General features: G+C 41.1%; 13 protein-coding genes. 4 read left to right on the forward strand and 9 right to left on the reverse strand.

Annotation, left to right across the window (positions count from 1 at the left end; translation table 11 throughout):
• Nucleotides 1–3597, forward strand: coding sequence for an AAA family ATPase (locus NQU59_RS17375; protein ID WP_257064224.1), 3597 nt, complete (start codon nt 1–3; stop codon nt 3595–3597).
• 125 nt (nt 3598–3722) lie between these two features.
• Here the strand turns inward: NQU59_RS17375 and NQU59_RS17380 are convergent, their stop codons facing one another.
• Together NQU59_RS17380 and NQU59_RS17385 are read right to left on the reverse strand one after the other, a co-directional pair.
• Complete coding sequence (locus NQU59_RS17380) at nt 3723–4565, reverse strand: undecaprenyl-diphosphate phosphatase (protein WP_257064225.1); 843 nt, start codon at nt 4563–4565, stop codon at nt 3723–3725.
• Between the two features lie 106 nt (nt 4566–4671).
• Entirely contained in the window at nt 4672–5364 is a 693-nt protein-coding gene (locus tag NQU59_RS17385; RefSeq protein ID WP_257064226.1) for a YggS family pyridoxal phosphate-dependent enzyme, read from the reverse strand.
• Nucleotides 5365–5490: 126 nt separating this feature from the next.
• Here NQU59_RS17385 and NQU59_RS17390 point away from each other — a divergent pair, with 126 nt between their 5' ends.
• Together NQU59_RS17390 and NQU59_RS17395 are read left to right on the forward strand one after the other, a co-directional pair.
• Nucleotides 5491–6528 (forward strand): type IV pilus twitching motility protein PilT, encoded by a 1038-nt coding sequence (locus tag NQU59_RS17390; protein WP_004655144.1) that lies wholly within the window; start codon nt 5491–5493, stop codon nt 6526–6528.
• Between the two features lie 24 nt (nt 6529–6552).
• Nucleotides 6553–7671, forward strand: a complete 1119-nt coding sequence (locus NQU59_RS17395; protein ID WP_005239193.1) for a PilT/PilU family type 4a pilus ATPase — start codon at nt 6553–6555, stop codon at nt 7669–7671.
• Between the two features lie 96 nt (nt 7672–7767).
• Here NQU59_RS17395 and fur read toward each other — a convergent pair whose 3' ends face one another.
• Complete coding sequence (fur, locus tag NQU59_RS17400; RefSeq protein WP_005239195.1) at nt 7768–8205, reverse strand: ferric iron uptake transcriptional regulator; 438 nt, start codon at nt 8203–8205, stop codon at nt 7768–7770.
• A 111-nt stretch (nt 8206–8316) separates the two neighbouring features.
• Here fur and NQU59_RS17405 point away from each other — a divergent pair, with 111 nt between their 5' ends.
• A complete protein-coding gene (locus NQU59_RS17405) occupies nt 8317–8715 on the forward strand; it encodes an outer membrane protein assembly factor BamE (protein WP_005239197.1) in 399 nt (132 codons plus the stop codon).
• 53 nt (nt 8716–8768) lie between these two features.
• Here the strand turns inward: NQU59_RS17405 and NQU59_RS17410 are convergent, their stop codons facing one another.
• The 6 genes from NQU59_RS17410 to argB all read right to left on the reverse strand — a co-directional run bounded on the left by NQU59_RS17410 (nt 8769) and on the right by argB (nt 14165).
• Nucleotides 8769–9092 (reverse strand): RnfH family protein, encoded by a 324-nt coding sequence (locus NQU59_RS17410; RefSeq protein ID WP_257064234.1) that lies wholly within the window; start codon nt 9090–9092, stop codon nt 8769–8771.
• The gene (locus NQU59_RS17415; protein ID WP_257064236.1) at nt 9092–10174 is read right to left on the reverse strand and encodes a hypothetical protein; all 1083 of its coding nucleotides are present in this window, start codon (nt 10172–10174) and stop codon (nt 9092–9094) included. The genes NQU59_RS17410 and NQU59_RS17415 overlap by 1 nt, the downstream gene beginning before the upstream one ends.
• A gap of 245 nt (nt 10175–10419) precedes the next feature.
• Complete coding sequence (locus NQU59_RS17420) at nt 10420–10875, reverse strand: bacteriohemerythrin (RefSeq protein WP_005239202.1); 456 nt, start codon at nt 10873–10875, stop codon at nt 10420–10422.
• 276 nt (nt 10876–11151) lie between these two features.
• On the reverse strand, nt 11152–12000 hold the full coding sequence (locus NQU59_RS17425; protein WP_257064240.1) for a class II glutamine amidotransferase: 849 nt from the start codon (nt 11998–12000) through the stop codon (nt 11152–11154).
• Between the two features lie 363 nt (nt 12001–12363).
• Nucleotides 12364–13140, reverse strand: a complete 777-nt coding sequence (locus tag NQU59_RS17430; RefSeq protein ID WP_005239205.1) for a GNAT family N-acetyltransferase — start codon at nt 13138–13140, stop codon at nt 12364–12366.
• A gap of 125 nt (nt 13141–13265) precedes the next feature.
• The gene (argB, locus tag NQU59_RS17435) at nt 13266–14165 is read right to left on the reverse strand and encodes an acetylglutamate kinase (protein ID WP_005239207.1); all 900 of its coding nucleotides are present in this window, start codon (nt 14163–14165) and stop codon (nt 13266–13268) included.
• Nucleotides 14166–14169: the final 4 nt, after the last annotated feature.

The following is a 14169-nucleotide window of genomic DNA, read 5'->3' on the forward strand; positions in this document are numbered from 1 at the left end:
ATGAAAATTTTATCAATTCGGCTGAAAAATTTGGCATCTTTAGCAGATGAGCATTTTATTGATTTTGAGACTGAGCCTTTGGCCAGTGCGGGACTGATCGCCATTGTCGGAAAAACTGGCGCAGGAAAATCCACGATTTTAGATGCCATGTGTCTGGCATTATTTAATAAAATTCCGCGCCTCAAAGAAAGTGATGGCAAACTGTTAGATGTCGATGGTTCGGAACTACTGACCAACTCTCCTTTGACGGTTCTACGTCGTGGTACAGGACATGGTTTTGCCGAACTGTGTTTTGTGGCACAAGATCAAAAGCATTACCTTGCACGTTGGGAAATTAAACGTGCCCGTGAAAATGCCAGCGGCAAACTGCAAAGTGTGCAACGTTCCCTGAAATGCCTGACCGATGGCGTAGTAATTGCAGATAAAACCAAAGCGGTTGAAGCACATATTCAACAGATTACCCAACTCAGCTTTGAACAATTTACCCGTGCAGTACTGTTGGCGCAGTCCGAAGTCACGGCATTTTTAAAAGCACGCGATAATGAACGTGGTGAATTATTAGAATATCTGACCAATTCCAGTATTTTTGCAAAAATTGGGCAACTGGCTTTTGAAAAAACCCGTGAAATCAGCAACCAGCGCAAGCAACTGGAAAATGTGCTCGGTCATATTGAAATCAGTTCAGATGAAGAAATTGCCGAATTAAAAGCTCAATTCCAGCAGGTACAGCAACAGGTTCAACAGTTGGAAGCTAACAAAGTTCAGCTCAATCAACAGCAACAATGGTTTGAACAGCAACAGAAACTTCAAACTGAAATCACACTAAAACAGCAACAGCATGACATTCAGATTCAAGCATATGAGGCATTAGCAGCAGATCGCAGTCGACTCAGTCAACTCGAAACCTTTTCAGGCATTCGTCCTGTTGTATTCCAACAACAACAGCTGGAAAAAGCACTGCAACAGCTTGAGCCACAGATTCAACACAAGCAGCAGCACTTTTCGACATTAAGCACGCACTTTGAGCAAGAAAAAACAGCTTATACCCAAGCTGAAACAGCCTTACAGCAATTTCAAAGCTTTGAACAAAAACATCAGCATGAACTCTCCCAAGTGCGTAAATATGTACAAGAACGTGAATATATTGCCGATGAATATAAGAAAACTAAAGTACGCTTAAGCCAAAACGAAGCGCAACAACAACCATTGCTTGAGCAACAACAGCAGTTTGAACAAAGCCACCATAACCTATCCATACAACAGCAGCGCTGTTTTGAACAACTGCAACAAAGCGTACAATTCTCCGCTTTAGATAAAGGGTTGAATGCTCATATTCAGCAGCTCAATCAATTTATTCAGCAATACCAAAAAGTCGAACAAAATTTAGGTTCGATTCAACAGGCACAGTCCAAGCTTGAGCAAGATAAAATCCTATTGCATGAACTCATGCAAAAATTTGGTCCACCACAACAGATTGAAAATCAGATTGAGCAGAAACAAAAACTCAGAGAACAGCAACAGGCTCGACTGAATCAACTGGATCTGACTCAACAAAAATTACAGTATTATTTTGAACTTAAAAAAGAATACGAGGCACTGACTCATCAGCTTAGTACCACACAGCAACAATATCAGCAGCTGGAACAACAACTGCAAACAAGTGAAGTCGACTTTCAATCTGCCAAAACTGAACGGGAAAAATTACAGCAAGTATTGCAACAACAACGTTTATTGCATGCTGAAAATATCGAACATCTGCGGGCTGAACTCAAACACGGCGAAGCTTGTCTGGTCTGTGGCAGTACCGAACATCCCTACCGAGATGATGCAAGTCAGCTCTCCAAAGCCTTGTATAAACTACAACAACAGCAAGAACAACAGGCTCTTCAACACGAACAACACTATTTTCAGCTTTGGCAAAATATACAGCAGCAATTTACCCAAATTCGTACCGAACAGACCCAATTACAGTCGGCCGTGCAACAAGCGGATGACAAATTCAAGCTGCAACATCAGGAATTAGTCAAACATGCAGCACAGTTCGACGTCCAGTTAGATTTAACTCAGCCGCATGCGGAAATAGCTAGAGCGCAACAGCAATGGGTCAATGAGACAAGCCAATTCAAACAACAGATCGAACTTGAGTTACAGCAACTGCATCAGGCCAATAAAGACCACTACAACCTGACCCAGATCATTCAAAATATTCACTATCAAATCGAAAGCGTACAGCAGTTACAACAACAGATTCAGCATATTATAGATTGCCTAACGCATGATGAACAAAGCCTATGGCAGCAACAAACCTTAGGCTACGCGCCACAGCTCGTGCAACGTTTGCAGCAGCGCACCCAACAACTTGAACAAGCTGAGACCCTAAGCAAACAACAAGACCAACTCAAACAGCAACTGAATTTATTAAAGTCCAATCTAGTCGGTTTACTGACTCAACATACCGAGTTTAACCAGCAACTCAAAGACATCGAAGTTAAAGGCAAACAAAATACAGAATCTGCGCATCAACTCATTGTAGCGATGACCGGTTTAACCGAACTTAAAGCCAATGAATGGCTAAATCAACATGATCAACAACGCCAACAATTACAACAGCAATATCATCAAAACAAGCAAAGTTTTGAACAAGCTCGTCAAAGTTTTGAACAGCAGAAAAATGAATTGGAACTGCTTAAAGCCCACCAGCAGCAGCAACAAGCGACCCATGCTCAAGCCAAAAATGAAATTCATGCATGGCTGAGCCAACATCCCGAGTTTGCAGAAAAGCAGTTGGCTGACTTACTTAGCATTGGTACAGAACAAGAACAGCAGATTCGAACGGCATTACACAATGCAGAGCGCTTGCTCAATGAAGCCGCCTCTGCACTCAAAACACTACAACAGCAATTAGATGTTCATCAGCAACAACAACCGCACATTGAACAAACACAGTTGCTTGAGCACATCCGTCTCAATCATGAACAGTTGCAACAACACGCTGAACAACGTGATCAGTTCAAACTGAAATTGGAAGTCCATCAACAAAATGTCGCCAAACAAAAGCAGTTTGCCGATCAAATCCAGCAGATTCAGCAGCAGGAACACCGCTGGAATAAAATTTCCAGTTTGATTGGTGATTCTAAAGGCAAGGATTTCCGTGATTTAGCCCAGCAATATAATCTGGATATTCTGCTCGAATATGCCAACCAGCAACTCAACATGTTGTCACAGCGTTATACCTTAAAACGTTTGGATAACTCCCTCAGCCTAGCCATCATTGACCATGATATGGATGGAGAAACCCGTTCCGTGGCTTCATTGTCTGGCGGTGAGTCTTTCCTGACCGCCCTTGCGATTTCTTTGGCGATTGCCAATATGGCGTCTGGCTCAATGAAAATCGAGTCGCTGTTTATTGATGAAGGTTTTGGCACGCTGGATGCCTCTTCGCTACATATGGTAATGAATGCCTTGGATCAACTGCAAAGCCAAGGACGCAAAGTCATCCTCATTTCACATATTCAGGAGATGCACGAACGGATTCCTGTACAAATTCAGGTACAGCCGATTGGGTCAGGTTCGAGTCGGATTGAGGTGGTCGGGTAAATAAAAGAATGCATAGAATAAACAACTTCGGTTTATCCGCGATTGAAATGTTGAGCATATTTAATAATATATTTTCATAGGGAGTACTCTATCTTCCCTATGAAAATATAAGCAGTCATGCGTTGTTAGTGAATACACAACACCACAACAGCAAAACCTAAACAATATAGACCAAACAAATGCCAACGGCCATGCTCTAACCAAGAGGAGAGCCATTTCAATGCAAGTAGACCAGCACCAAAGCTAAAACACATGCCAAGCAAACTTGGGGTTATGACATGTGATAATTGCCCATGCGCAACAACTTGCCCCCCTTGAGCGTGAACTAAACGATACAGCTCTTTTAAAATAACAGCTGGGGTTAATACCACCGCCAGTGCAAAACTAAATTCTTCTGCTCTCTGACGCGATACTCCCAAGAATAAACCCGTCGAAATCGTCGCACCTGAGCGGGAAAAACCGCGAAAAGGCAAACAAAGTGCCTGTACGGCGCCAATAATCGAAGAACTCCGTAAATTGATATTGCCTTGCTGTCCTCGATCTAAGCGCGATGATAAAATAATCAGTATCCCTGCTGCTGCAAGTGCCGCTGCCATTAATTTTGAATTACTAAACAGATGTTCAATCTCAAAACTACTCGCCCCACCAAAAAATACATGTTTAATTAAAGCTTGCAATGCTAGACCCAATACACCCGTAATCAGTGTTGCCAGCACAACATAGAATGCCTGACGTTTAAAACTTTCCCATGAAGAAAAATAGGTGTCTTTCCATGATTTCCAAAAATAGACAATAACCGCAAACATTGTACCTGTATGCAACATGACCAGCAGGAAGGTCATATCTGGTGCAGAAGGATCATACCCCATGAGCTTTTCAGCTAAAATTACATGTGCTGAGCTAGAAACAGGTAATAATTCTGCGAAGCCCTGAATGATCGCTAGAATAAAAACGTGTAATAAATCCATACATTACAAACTCAAACATTAAAATATTTGCGTTATAAATGAGAAAAATTAAGCTTAAATTAATTGATTACAGATTCACCACAAAATACCCGACCCAAAGCGGAAATTATTCTTTCTTTAGCGCTTCCCTCGCTCCAAACAAGGCTGTTCCAATTCTGACCATGGTTGAACCTGCTGCAATTGCAGCATCTAAGTCAGCCGACATGCCCATACTCAGGGTATCCCAGTCTTGCGGCTGTACATGTTGAGCTTTTACTTGTTCAAACAAAGCTTTAGCATCAGCAAATGCAGCATGATTCTCGGGTGCAGGAATCACCATCAAACCACGTAAACGTAGCTTGGGCAGTTGGCTAATTCGCTGAACCAGCTCCGCCACCTCTTCTGGCTGGCAGCCATCTTTAGAATCCTGTCCATCAATATTCACCTGTAAACAAAGATTCAATGCTTTTTGCTGATCTAACCGTTGGCTGGATAAACGTTCGGCAATAATCAAACGATCAACCCCATGCACCCAATCAAATTTTTCCGCCAGATGTTTGGTTTTATTGCGTTGCACATGACCAATAAAATGCCATTCGATCTCTAAATCTTGCAGTTCCTCAATTTTTTCTAGTGCCTCTTGCAAATAATTTTCCCCAAAACAACGCTGCCCAACTGCATACATCGTTCTAAGACGAGTACTTGGGTGTGTCTTTGAAACAGCCAACAATTGCACTGTTGCAGGATCTCGTTGTACATGCTGACAGGCCTGTTCTATTTGATTTAAAACAGATTGACGGGATTGTTGCGATTGATTCATTGACACAGTTCTCATTTACGGAATCTTTTTTTGCTCAGACATTCTTTCAGGTGTTGGTATGCCTGCATGAAAGCCTTATATTATTCTACAAAATAATGAGACATTTTAGTTTGTTTCGGGGAAATTATGGATATTACAGAATTACTCGCCTTTTCAGTTAAAAACGGTGCTTCAGATTTGCACCTTTCAGCGGGTATGCCTCCTATGATTCGTGTGGATGGTGAAGTCCGCCGTATCAACTTGCCAGCACTTGAACATAAAGATGTACACCGCTTGGTGTATGACATTATGAATGATAAACAACGTCGTGATTTTGAAGAAGATCTAGAAACTGACTTTTCATTTGAAGTTCCCAATATCGCCCGTTTCCGTGTCAATGCATTTAACCAGAACCGTGGTGCTGGTGCAGTATTTCGTACCATTCCATCGAAAGTTTTAACCATGGAAGATTTGGGTCTGGGTAGCATTTTTAAAGAAATTTGTGACTATCCACGTGGCATTGTACTGGTGACTGGCCCAACAGGTTCGGGTAAATCAACCACCCTTGCAGCGATGATCGACTATATCAATGAAAACCGTTATGACCATATTCTAACCGTCGAAGACCCGATCGAATTTGTTCATCAATCAAAGAAGTGTCTGATCAACCAGCGTGAAGTTCATCGTGATACACATGGCTTTAATGCAGCACTGCGTTCAGCGCTGCGTGAAGACCCTGATATTATTCTGGTCGGTGAGATGCGTGACTTGGAAACCATCCGCTTGGCGCTCACGGCCGCGGAAACAGGTCACTTGGTGTTTGGGACACTACATACTACCTCTGCGGCAAAAACCATTGACCGTGTCATCGACGTATTCCCTGCAGAAGAAAAAGACATGGTTCGTGCCATGCTGTCTGAATCATTGCAAGCCGTAATTTCTCAAACGCTGTTGAAAAAGAATGGCGGTGGTCGTGTGGCTGCTCATGAAATCATGATCGGGATTCCTGCGATTCGTAACCTTGTACGTGAAAACAAAGTCGCACAAATGTATTCTGCGATCCAAACAGGTGCCAACTACGGTATGACCACTTTGGATCAAAGCTTGAAAACACTAGTGTCTAAAGGCTTAATTAGCCCACAAACTGCTCGTACAGTAGCAAAACAACCCGAATCATTCCTATAAAAATAAATGGATTAGAGAAATATCATGGATTTTAATGATTTACTCAACTTGATGATTCAACAAAATGCATCGGACTTGTTTGTCACCGCAGATGTTGAACCATCAATGAAAATTAACGGACAAATTGTGCCTGTTTCAAAAAGCAAACTTTCAGGGGAAATTGTGGGTCAATTGGTGCAATCCATTATGACCGATAAACAGCGTAAAGAATTTGCCGAGACACGTGAATGTAACTTCGCGATTATGAATCGTGAAAAGACGGCACGTTTCCGTGTCAGTGCCTTTCAGCAGCGTGATATGCCAGGTATGGTACTGCGTAAGATCGAAACCCATATTCCAAGCATGGATGATTTGAAACTGCCTGAAGTGCTGAAAGAACTGGCCATGACCAAACGTGGCATTATCATCTTTGTCGGCGCAACAGGTACTGGTAAGTCGACCTCTTTGGCTTCCATGATTGGTTACCGCAATCAAAACTCGAAGGGTCATATCATCACCATTGAAGACCCAATCGAATTTGTGCATCAACATGCAGGCTGTATTGTCACGCAACGTGAGGTCGGCATTGATACCGATTCATTTGAAATTGCGCTGAAAAATACACTGCGTCAGGCACCGGATGTGATCTTGATTGGTGAGATCCGTTCTCGTGAAACCATGGACTATGCCATCGCCTTCGCAGAAACAGGCCACTTGGTCCTCGCCACCCTGCATGCCAACAATGCCAACCAGGCGCTGGATCGTATTATTCACTTCTTTGAAGCCGATCGTCATAGCCAGCTCTATATGGACCTGTCGCTGAACTTAAAAGCATTGGTTGCACAGCAACTGATTCCAACCCCAGATGGTAATTCACGTCGCGCTGCAATTGAGATCTTAATTAATACACCACTTTTGGCTGACTATATCCGTAAGGGCGAAATTCATGAGATTAAAGATCTAATGAAACGTTCTCGTGAGTTAGGCATGCAAACTTTTGACCAAGCCTTATTCGATCTATATAAGGCAGGTCAGATCACCTATAAAGATGCCTTAAAGCATGCAGACTCTCCAAATGATCTACGTCTTACCATCAAACTGTCAGAAGAAGGTGCTGACCAGTTATTAAGTGCAAGCCGTAATATCACCTTCGATGGTCAATAATTCAAATTAACCCATTAAAAAAGGGAAGGTTTTTGTAACCTTCCCTTTTTTATTTGTTCACTTTTGGTGAACTTTTCGATTTTAATACAATCGTGCTTATTTTTTACGATAAGCCTCTTGGCATTCGGCATCACTACAGTAACCGTATAGGTTTAAAGAATGTCCAGTTAGGGCAAAGCCATGCTGGTCTGCAACTGAATGTTGCTCTTTCTCAATAATATCATTTGTAAATTCAACAACTTTATTACAGTTCAAGCATACAAGATGATCATGGTGATCTTCCTGCATGATTTCAAAAACCGAGTGATTGTTTTCAAAATGGTGACGCTGAATAATACCTGCAGCTTCGAATTGTGTTAACACTCGGTAAACCGTTGCTAAGCCAACATCTTCGCCTTGTTCAAGCAAAGTTTTATAAATATCTTCAGCACTTAAATGATGTTGTTTTGAATTTTCTAATAATTCCAAAATCTTAATACGAGGAAGGGTAACTTTAAGTCCAGCTTTGCGTAAGTCTTGATTGGAAATCGGCATAAAAAAAGGTCTCTCAACAAATCTTAAGTTGGAATAGGCAATAGAGTTTAGATGCAGTATGATCTATCCTTGAACCAAATGCATCATCATTTATCAGGATAGTGTAGCAAAATGCAAAAAATCATGCTGGCGTTGTTCGTCACTTCAGTACTTAGCGGTTGTTCAGTCTTTGGTGTTTATAAAGTCGATATTCCACAAGGAACACCATTAACCAAAGCACAAGCTTCTCAAGTACAAGTGGGCATGAGCTTTCAGCAAGTCCGTTTCTTGCTTGGCAGCCCAACGGTTACAGATCCACTGAATCCACAACGTTGGGACTACATTTACAACTATATCCCAGGCACTTATGCGAAAAAAGCAAAAATACCTGCAGCACATGGTCAACATTTAAAAGTTTATTTTGATGCGAATGGTAACGTAGAACGTATAGAAGGCTTAGATACGATTCCAGAATCACAACCTGGTTTACCGGCATCAAAAGAAGCCATTTTGACTGCGCCACCACTATAACGGCTTTCCCATAAAAAGAAACCCCTCATCGAGTCAATCATGAGGGGTTTTATTTATGAACTTGATGGTCTAAAACGATTACCCTTGATAAAACGTCCGACTGGGTTCTTAGCAGCCCGATTACGGCGAATATCTTTCGGATTAATGGTTAAAGCTCGGTAAATCTCGACTCGATCGCCTGCCTGAAGCACGGTATGGATTTCAATTTTGCTGCCAAACACACCCAAATGTAAAACTTCTGGCAATGTAGTTTGTTCAGCCAGACCACTCGATTCAATTGCCTGTTGCGCGGTCATACCTTCACGAAAGGCAACAGCAAGATGAAATTGCTGCTCAGGCGTTGCAAAGGCCACCCAAACTTGTTTTGTTTGTTCCATTAGAGTGTTTGTCCAACCACCGCAACAATTGCGATCAGGATTGAAAGTGGCAGCACTAAACGTACCGCGATACGCCATACGTTGTAGAACATCTCATTACTAAAACCCATGGCTTTACGGAGATGACTAATCTTCATAATCCACCCCGCAAACACGGCGTAAATCAGACAAATTACCAATCCCCATAACATCAACAAGCTATTAAAAATTTGTTCAACTTGTGGCGCTGCCCATACAGCAATTGCTGCAAGCAGGATTGCCCATTGCACCACAATCGCAAGCTGGCGTTGTACTAATTGTTCTTTTGCAAACTGAATCAGTAATGCCGCAGACATAATTGCGGCAAAAATCCATGCCAGAGCAGGAAGTTGTGCCTGAACAGAGAAGAAACCAAATGCAATCACTGCAAGTAACTGAGCCACCCAGATCGGTAAAACCGCAGTTGTTGCCGCATTCTGTTGTTTAACCACGGTTAGACTGCTTTGCCAATAGATGCCTAAGCCCAAGCCACTTGCGACCAAAGCCAATACCGTTGCATTACCCCACTCTTTAAACTCGACACCCGTCCAGTGCCAAGCCTGTAAATGTGTTCCCATTACATTGGCAAACACAAATGCAGCCAGTACGCCAATGGTTGTGAGTCCAATTAAAATCTGACGGGGAATGAAAGAAAGTCCAACTGCGACAATGGCAAAGATTGCGAAAAGCGCCTGATTGGGTAAATTAGGGCTCAGTTGCTGTGTAACGACATGCGTTGCAGTCGTCAACACACTACCTGCAAAAAAAGGTACGAATACAACGGCTAACCATCCCACAATCCGCCATCTAGGTGAAGCATCTGCATCACGCGTTAAGCCCGAAAGTGCTTGTAGCGCAGTAGTCTGTGAACGCTTAGCTAAAGCAATTTCAAGATAACCAATCGGTAATGCCAATAAAATCATGGTTCCCAACCACAGTAACCAAAAATCAAATTGGCGGTCAATCTGGATACCCACAGTCGGAGCCAATGTGGTAATCATGACAAATGATAGGCAAAACGCCATCACTGGAGCCAACCAGCGTGACAGAGTTGTGTCCTGCATAATGCATTCCTTGAAAAATCTTTGAACTCATTGCGCTTTATGGAGTTTGCAATGAAATATTCAATCTATTTTGCCTTTCTCACGCCTGAAAATCAAAACAAAAGATATCGAAAGAAAAAAGCAAATCACCGGTGAAGATGATTTGCTGCGCACGAGTTATTATTTTATTCATTAGACCCCCTGTATATCACTCATACCAACCTTATTATTTTTCATAACAAGGAGTCTTTTTTATTATCTTATTATTATGAGAAGAAACGAGCGAACCAGTTTTTCCCTTTTTTCTTTTCATTTTCTTTGATGATTCCAATCATATTTTCTTTCACTGCACCAACATAATCTGCATCATCATGACGGATATGGTTAATCAACCATTTTGAAAGAGCTTCATGCAGTTCACTATCAATTTCCTGCCCCAGCTCAAAACGTTGGCGATAGGTCTCAATCTTTTTGATAAATAAATCATGCACTCGCTTGTGTGGTACACGATATTTATAGTTTGCTTCTTCTTGCAAACTTTCTTCAAAGGTAAAATGCGATTGGGTATAATCAATAATATTATCTAAAATACCTTTTAATTTGGCTCGATCATCACCTTCGTTTAATTCATCAATTTCATTAATATAATCTAGAATACGACGATGCTGATCATCGATCACCTCTATTCCTGTATTATATTCGACAGACCATTTCATACCCATATCGAACCCCAAACCATATTTGATTTATTGAATAAGAATATAATATCGGCAATGCAATTAAATAAAAACGCAGCATTTTTGTCAGGTTTTAAATATTTTTACACAAAACAAATTAAACTATTGTTTTATATTTAATTAAATATTTTAACCAATCAAAACACTCAAGTATTTTTAACCAATAAGAAAAAATATCTATCTAATTTTATTAAACTAACTACAGAATATGAAGATAAATTTGATATAAAGATATATTTAATATATATATTTATATTATCTTTAATACTGGTCTGCTTTGGTTACGCGTTTTAATGCAGGATTTTGCGCCTCGCGTATTAAGCGCTCTACTTGAGTTAATGCCTGTAAAATGGGTTGACCATGCTGAAATAAAATCATTTCCCCTGCTTGGTAAGCAGTCCATGCTTCATTATGTGTTAAAGGCTCAGTCGTGATCACAGCAACCCGATCTTCTGGTGTGGTAACTTCACTAAAATCCACTTTAACGTCGAGATCAATCAAATGTGCGTGCTGGAATGGATACTCGCGTACAAGCCAATGCAACTTGGTGGTGGCATAACTAAATAAAGCTTTACCATTCGACAAGCAGAAATTAAATGTGCCATGTTCCGCAATCTGAGGCGCTATACGCTGTAAAAGTGCAAAAATCTCTTCCAAACTTGGCTCGGTATAGCCAAATGCTTGCACGAATTGATCAAGTAAATAACAGAATGCAAGTTCACTATCGGTATTGCCTACTGGCTCAAAACGACCACTCAATTCAGGTTTAAAGTCATGCAAATCACCATTATGGGCAAAAATCCAATGTCTGCCCCAAAGCTCGCGCAAAAAAGGATGTGAGTTTTCAAGGTTAATTTTACCTTGAGTCGCTTTACGGATATGCGCGATGACATTACGTGATTTAATTGGATAATTACGAATTAAATCAGCAATAGGTGATTCGACCGCAGATTGATTATCCACAAATAAGCGGCAAGCTTTGTCTTCAAAAAAAGCAATTCCAAAGCCATCACAATGATCTGAGGTTACCCCTGCCCGTTGTGAAAATCCACGGAAAGAAAAGGTAATATCGGTTGGAGTGGCGCAATTCATTCCTAATAGCTGGCACATATCTTTAAACTAGCAAACATCTAAGCCTATTGTGCATGAGGGATAGATATTTTGTAAATCTGAATATGTGCTCAGTATTAGATTAACAATGATAAGAGGTTCTGTTGATATTACACAGATGCTTGCGACAGAGGGTATTTTTAGCTGATACGAGGCAGGGCTTGTAAAATTTAGTAACTCTAAATGAACAAGACATAACGACGTAGCGGCAAAAAATATCCCTGTCCCGTAGGGTTATGGCTAAAACGGCTCTAAACGTCAGTATGAAACTTGATATGAGCCATCATAGTAGGTATTTCATGCATTGATTATGTTGTTTTAGCCCATAACGCAATGCATGGTTGAAGTATCAACAAAACCTTACTAGCGTTGTACCATTTTGTTCATTACAAAAGAGGTCGCAATCTTATTCACTTCCAGAAAAACAAAATAATCCAGACATTTAAAATTTTCGTCATAAAACGCTTGTTTGGAAAGTTTAGACTGCATGCCCAGATAGGTCTGAAATAATTTTGGCATGCGTTCATCTTGCGGAAAGCTATAATCAGGACGTTCTGGTTCAAAACTGCGTTTTGAACGAATATCAATCGTTTGATGTTCACTCAACTGCTGAATTTGGCGATGGGTATAATAAGCGCGCGCCAAGTTGTCTTCTAAATGAATACTGACACAGCCCATTAAGTATTTGGCACGCATGGACCAGAGTACTTTAGGAACCAAGTTTAACCAGAGCATGGACAGTGCCTTCCCGGAACGGAATTTGGGATGTACACAAGTTCGTCCAATTTCGAGAATACTGGGTAAATGAGAAAATTGCGGGATGATTTCAAATTCTTTTGCACTGTAACTTTGCCCAATTTCATAGCCCTGAAACAGTTTAAGTCGCGTATACGCAACAATTTCACCCGTCCATTTTTCGCGTAAAACTGCATGTTCACAACCGAAATCATAAAGATCCTGATCTAGACCGTCTTCAAAGTGCATACCAAATTGGTGACTAAATTGTGTTGCTCTAAAACGTTGTACTTCTTGTAATTCTTTTAAATTATCCACCCATTCAAAACGGAATTGATTTTGAGCTGGTTTGTGGCGTAAAGGTAAAGTCAATGTCTGGCGATATTGATTTAATTTTTCTAGCATAATGAAAGCTCCTTATGGCTAAATTCACCTTAAATCGCTTAAATGACACTAACATGACTAAAACATGAACAGGTCGTGACAAAAAAAGACCTGCTAGAGGTCTCTTTTAACGCAAATACAATGAATTAATGCTTCACACGATTGGTAATTAAAGTACCCACACCATGATCGGTAAAAATTTCTAATAGACTTGCATGTGGTACACGCCCATCCACAATATGCGCGCTTACAACGCCACCTTTAACTGCATCTAACGCACAACCCACTTTTGGAATCATGCCACCATAAATCACCCCAGTTTCTATCAGACGATCAACTTCTTGCGTGCTTAAACCCGTCAATAAGTTTTTATTTTCGTCCAATACACCGCTGATATTGGTCAGTAGAATCAACTTTTCCGCACCCAATGCTTCTGCAACTTTTCCAGCCACAAGATCCGCATTGATATTATAAGTATTCCCTTCCTCGTCTACACCAAGAGGGGCAATCACAGGGATAAAATCGCTTTGCGTGAACATTTCCAGAACGTCGGTTTTCACACCAGTCACTTCACCAACCATGCCCAAATCAATTTGCGAAACAGAGCCATCGGCTTCCTGTTTTTCCATCAATAATTTGCGAGCACGCAACAAGTTTCCATCTTTACCTGTTAAACCAATAGCACGTCCACCATGCTTATTAATTAGGTTAACAATCGATTTATTGACGCTGCCGCCCAAAACCATTTCAACCACTTCCATCGTGGCTTGGTCGGTTACACGCATGCCATCGATACGAGCAGACTCTTGTCCAAGACGTTTTAACAATGAATCCACTTGTGGACCACCGCCATGTACAACAATTGGATTTAGGCCAACGGTTTTTAACAACACGATGTCACGAGCAAAGGAACTTTCTAGCTCTGGGTCCGTCATCGCATTACCACCATATTTTACAACCAGCGTTTTTCCTGCAAAACGTTGGATATACGGCAAAGCTTCGATCAAAATTTTTGCTTTATCAATGCCGATATGCTCATGTGGCATGCGT

The sequence above is a fragment of the Acinetobacter colistiniresistens genome, assembly GCF_024582815.1.
In the GTDB taxonomy this organism is placed as follows: domain Bacteria; phylum Pseudomonadota; class Gammaproteobacteria; order Pseudomonadales; family Moraxellaceae; genus Acinetobacter.

Coding starts and splice junctions, on each gene's coding strand:
- NQU59_RS17430 (WP_005239205.1), bottom strand. CDS start 13,140: ATGCTAGAAAAATTAAATCAATATCGCCAGACATTGACTTTACCTTTA.
- NQU59_RS17425 (WP_257064240.1), bottom strand. CDS start 12,000: ATGTGCCAGCTATTAGGAATGAATTGCGCCACTCCAACCGATATTACC.
- NQU59_RS17420 (WP_005239202.1), bottom strand. CDS start 10,875: ATGGGTATGAAATGGTCTGTCGAATATAATACAGGAATAGAGGTGATC.
- NQU59_RS17405 (WP_005239197.1), top strand. CDS start 8,317: ATGCAAAAAATCATGCTGGCGTTGTTCGTCACTTCAGTACTTAGCGGT.
- argB (WP_005239207.1), bottom strand. CDS start 14,165: ATGCCACATGAGCATATCGGCATTGATAAAGCAAAAATTTTGATCGAA.
- fur (WP_005239195.1), bottom strand. CDS start 8,205: ATGCCGATTTCCAATCAAGACTTACGCAAAGCTGGACTTAAAGTTACC.
- NQU59_RS17385 (WP_257064226.1), bottom strand. CDS start 5,364: ATGAATCAATCGCAACAATCCCGTCAATCTGTTTTAAATCAAATAGAA.
- NQU59_RS17395 (WP_005239193.1), top strand. CDS start 6,553: ATGGATTTTAATGATTTACTCAACTTGATGATTCAACAAAATGCATCG.
- NQU59_RS17375 (WP_257064224.1), top strand. CDS start 1: ATGAAAATTTTATCAATTCGGCTGAAAAATTTGGCATCTTTAGCAGAT.
- NQU59_RS17390 (WP_004655144.1), top strand. CDS start 5,491: ATGGATATTACAGAATTACTCGCCTTTTCAGTTAAAAACGGTGCTTCA.
- NQU59_RS17415 (WP_257064236.1), bottom strand. CDS start 10,174: ATGCAGGACACAACTCTGTCACGCTGGTTGGCTCCAGTGATGGCGTTT.
- NQU59_RS17410 (WP_257064234.1), bottom strand. CDS start 9,092: ATGGAACAAACAAAACAAGTTTGGGTGGCCTTTGCAACGCCTGAGCAG.
- NQU59_RS17380 (WP_257064225.1), bottom strand. CDS start 4,565: ATGGATTTATTACACGTTTTTATTCTAGCGATCATTCAGGGCTTCGCA.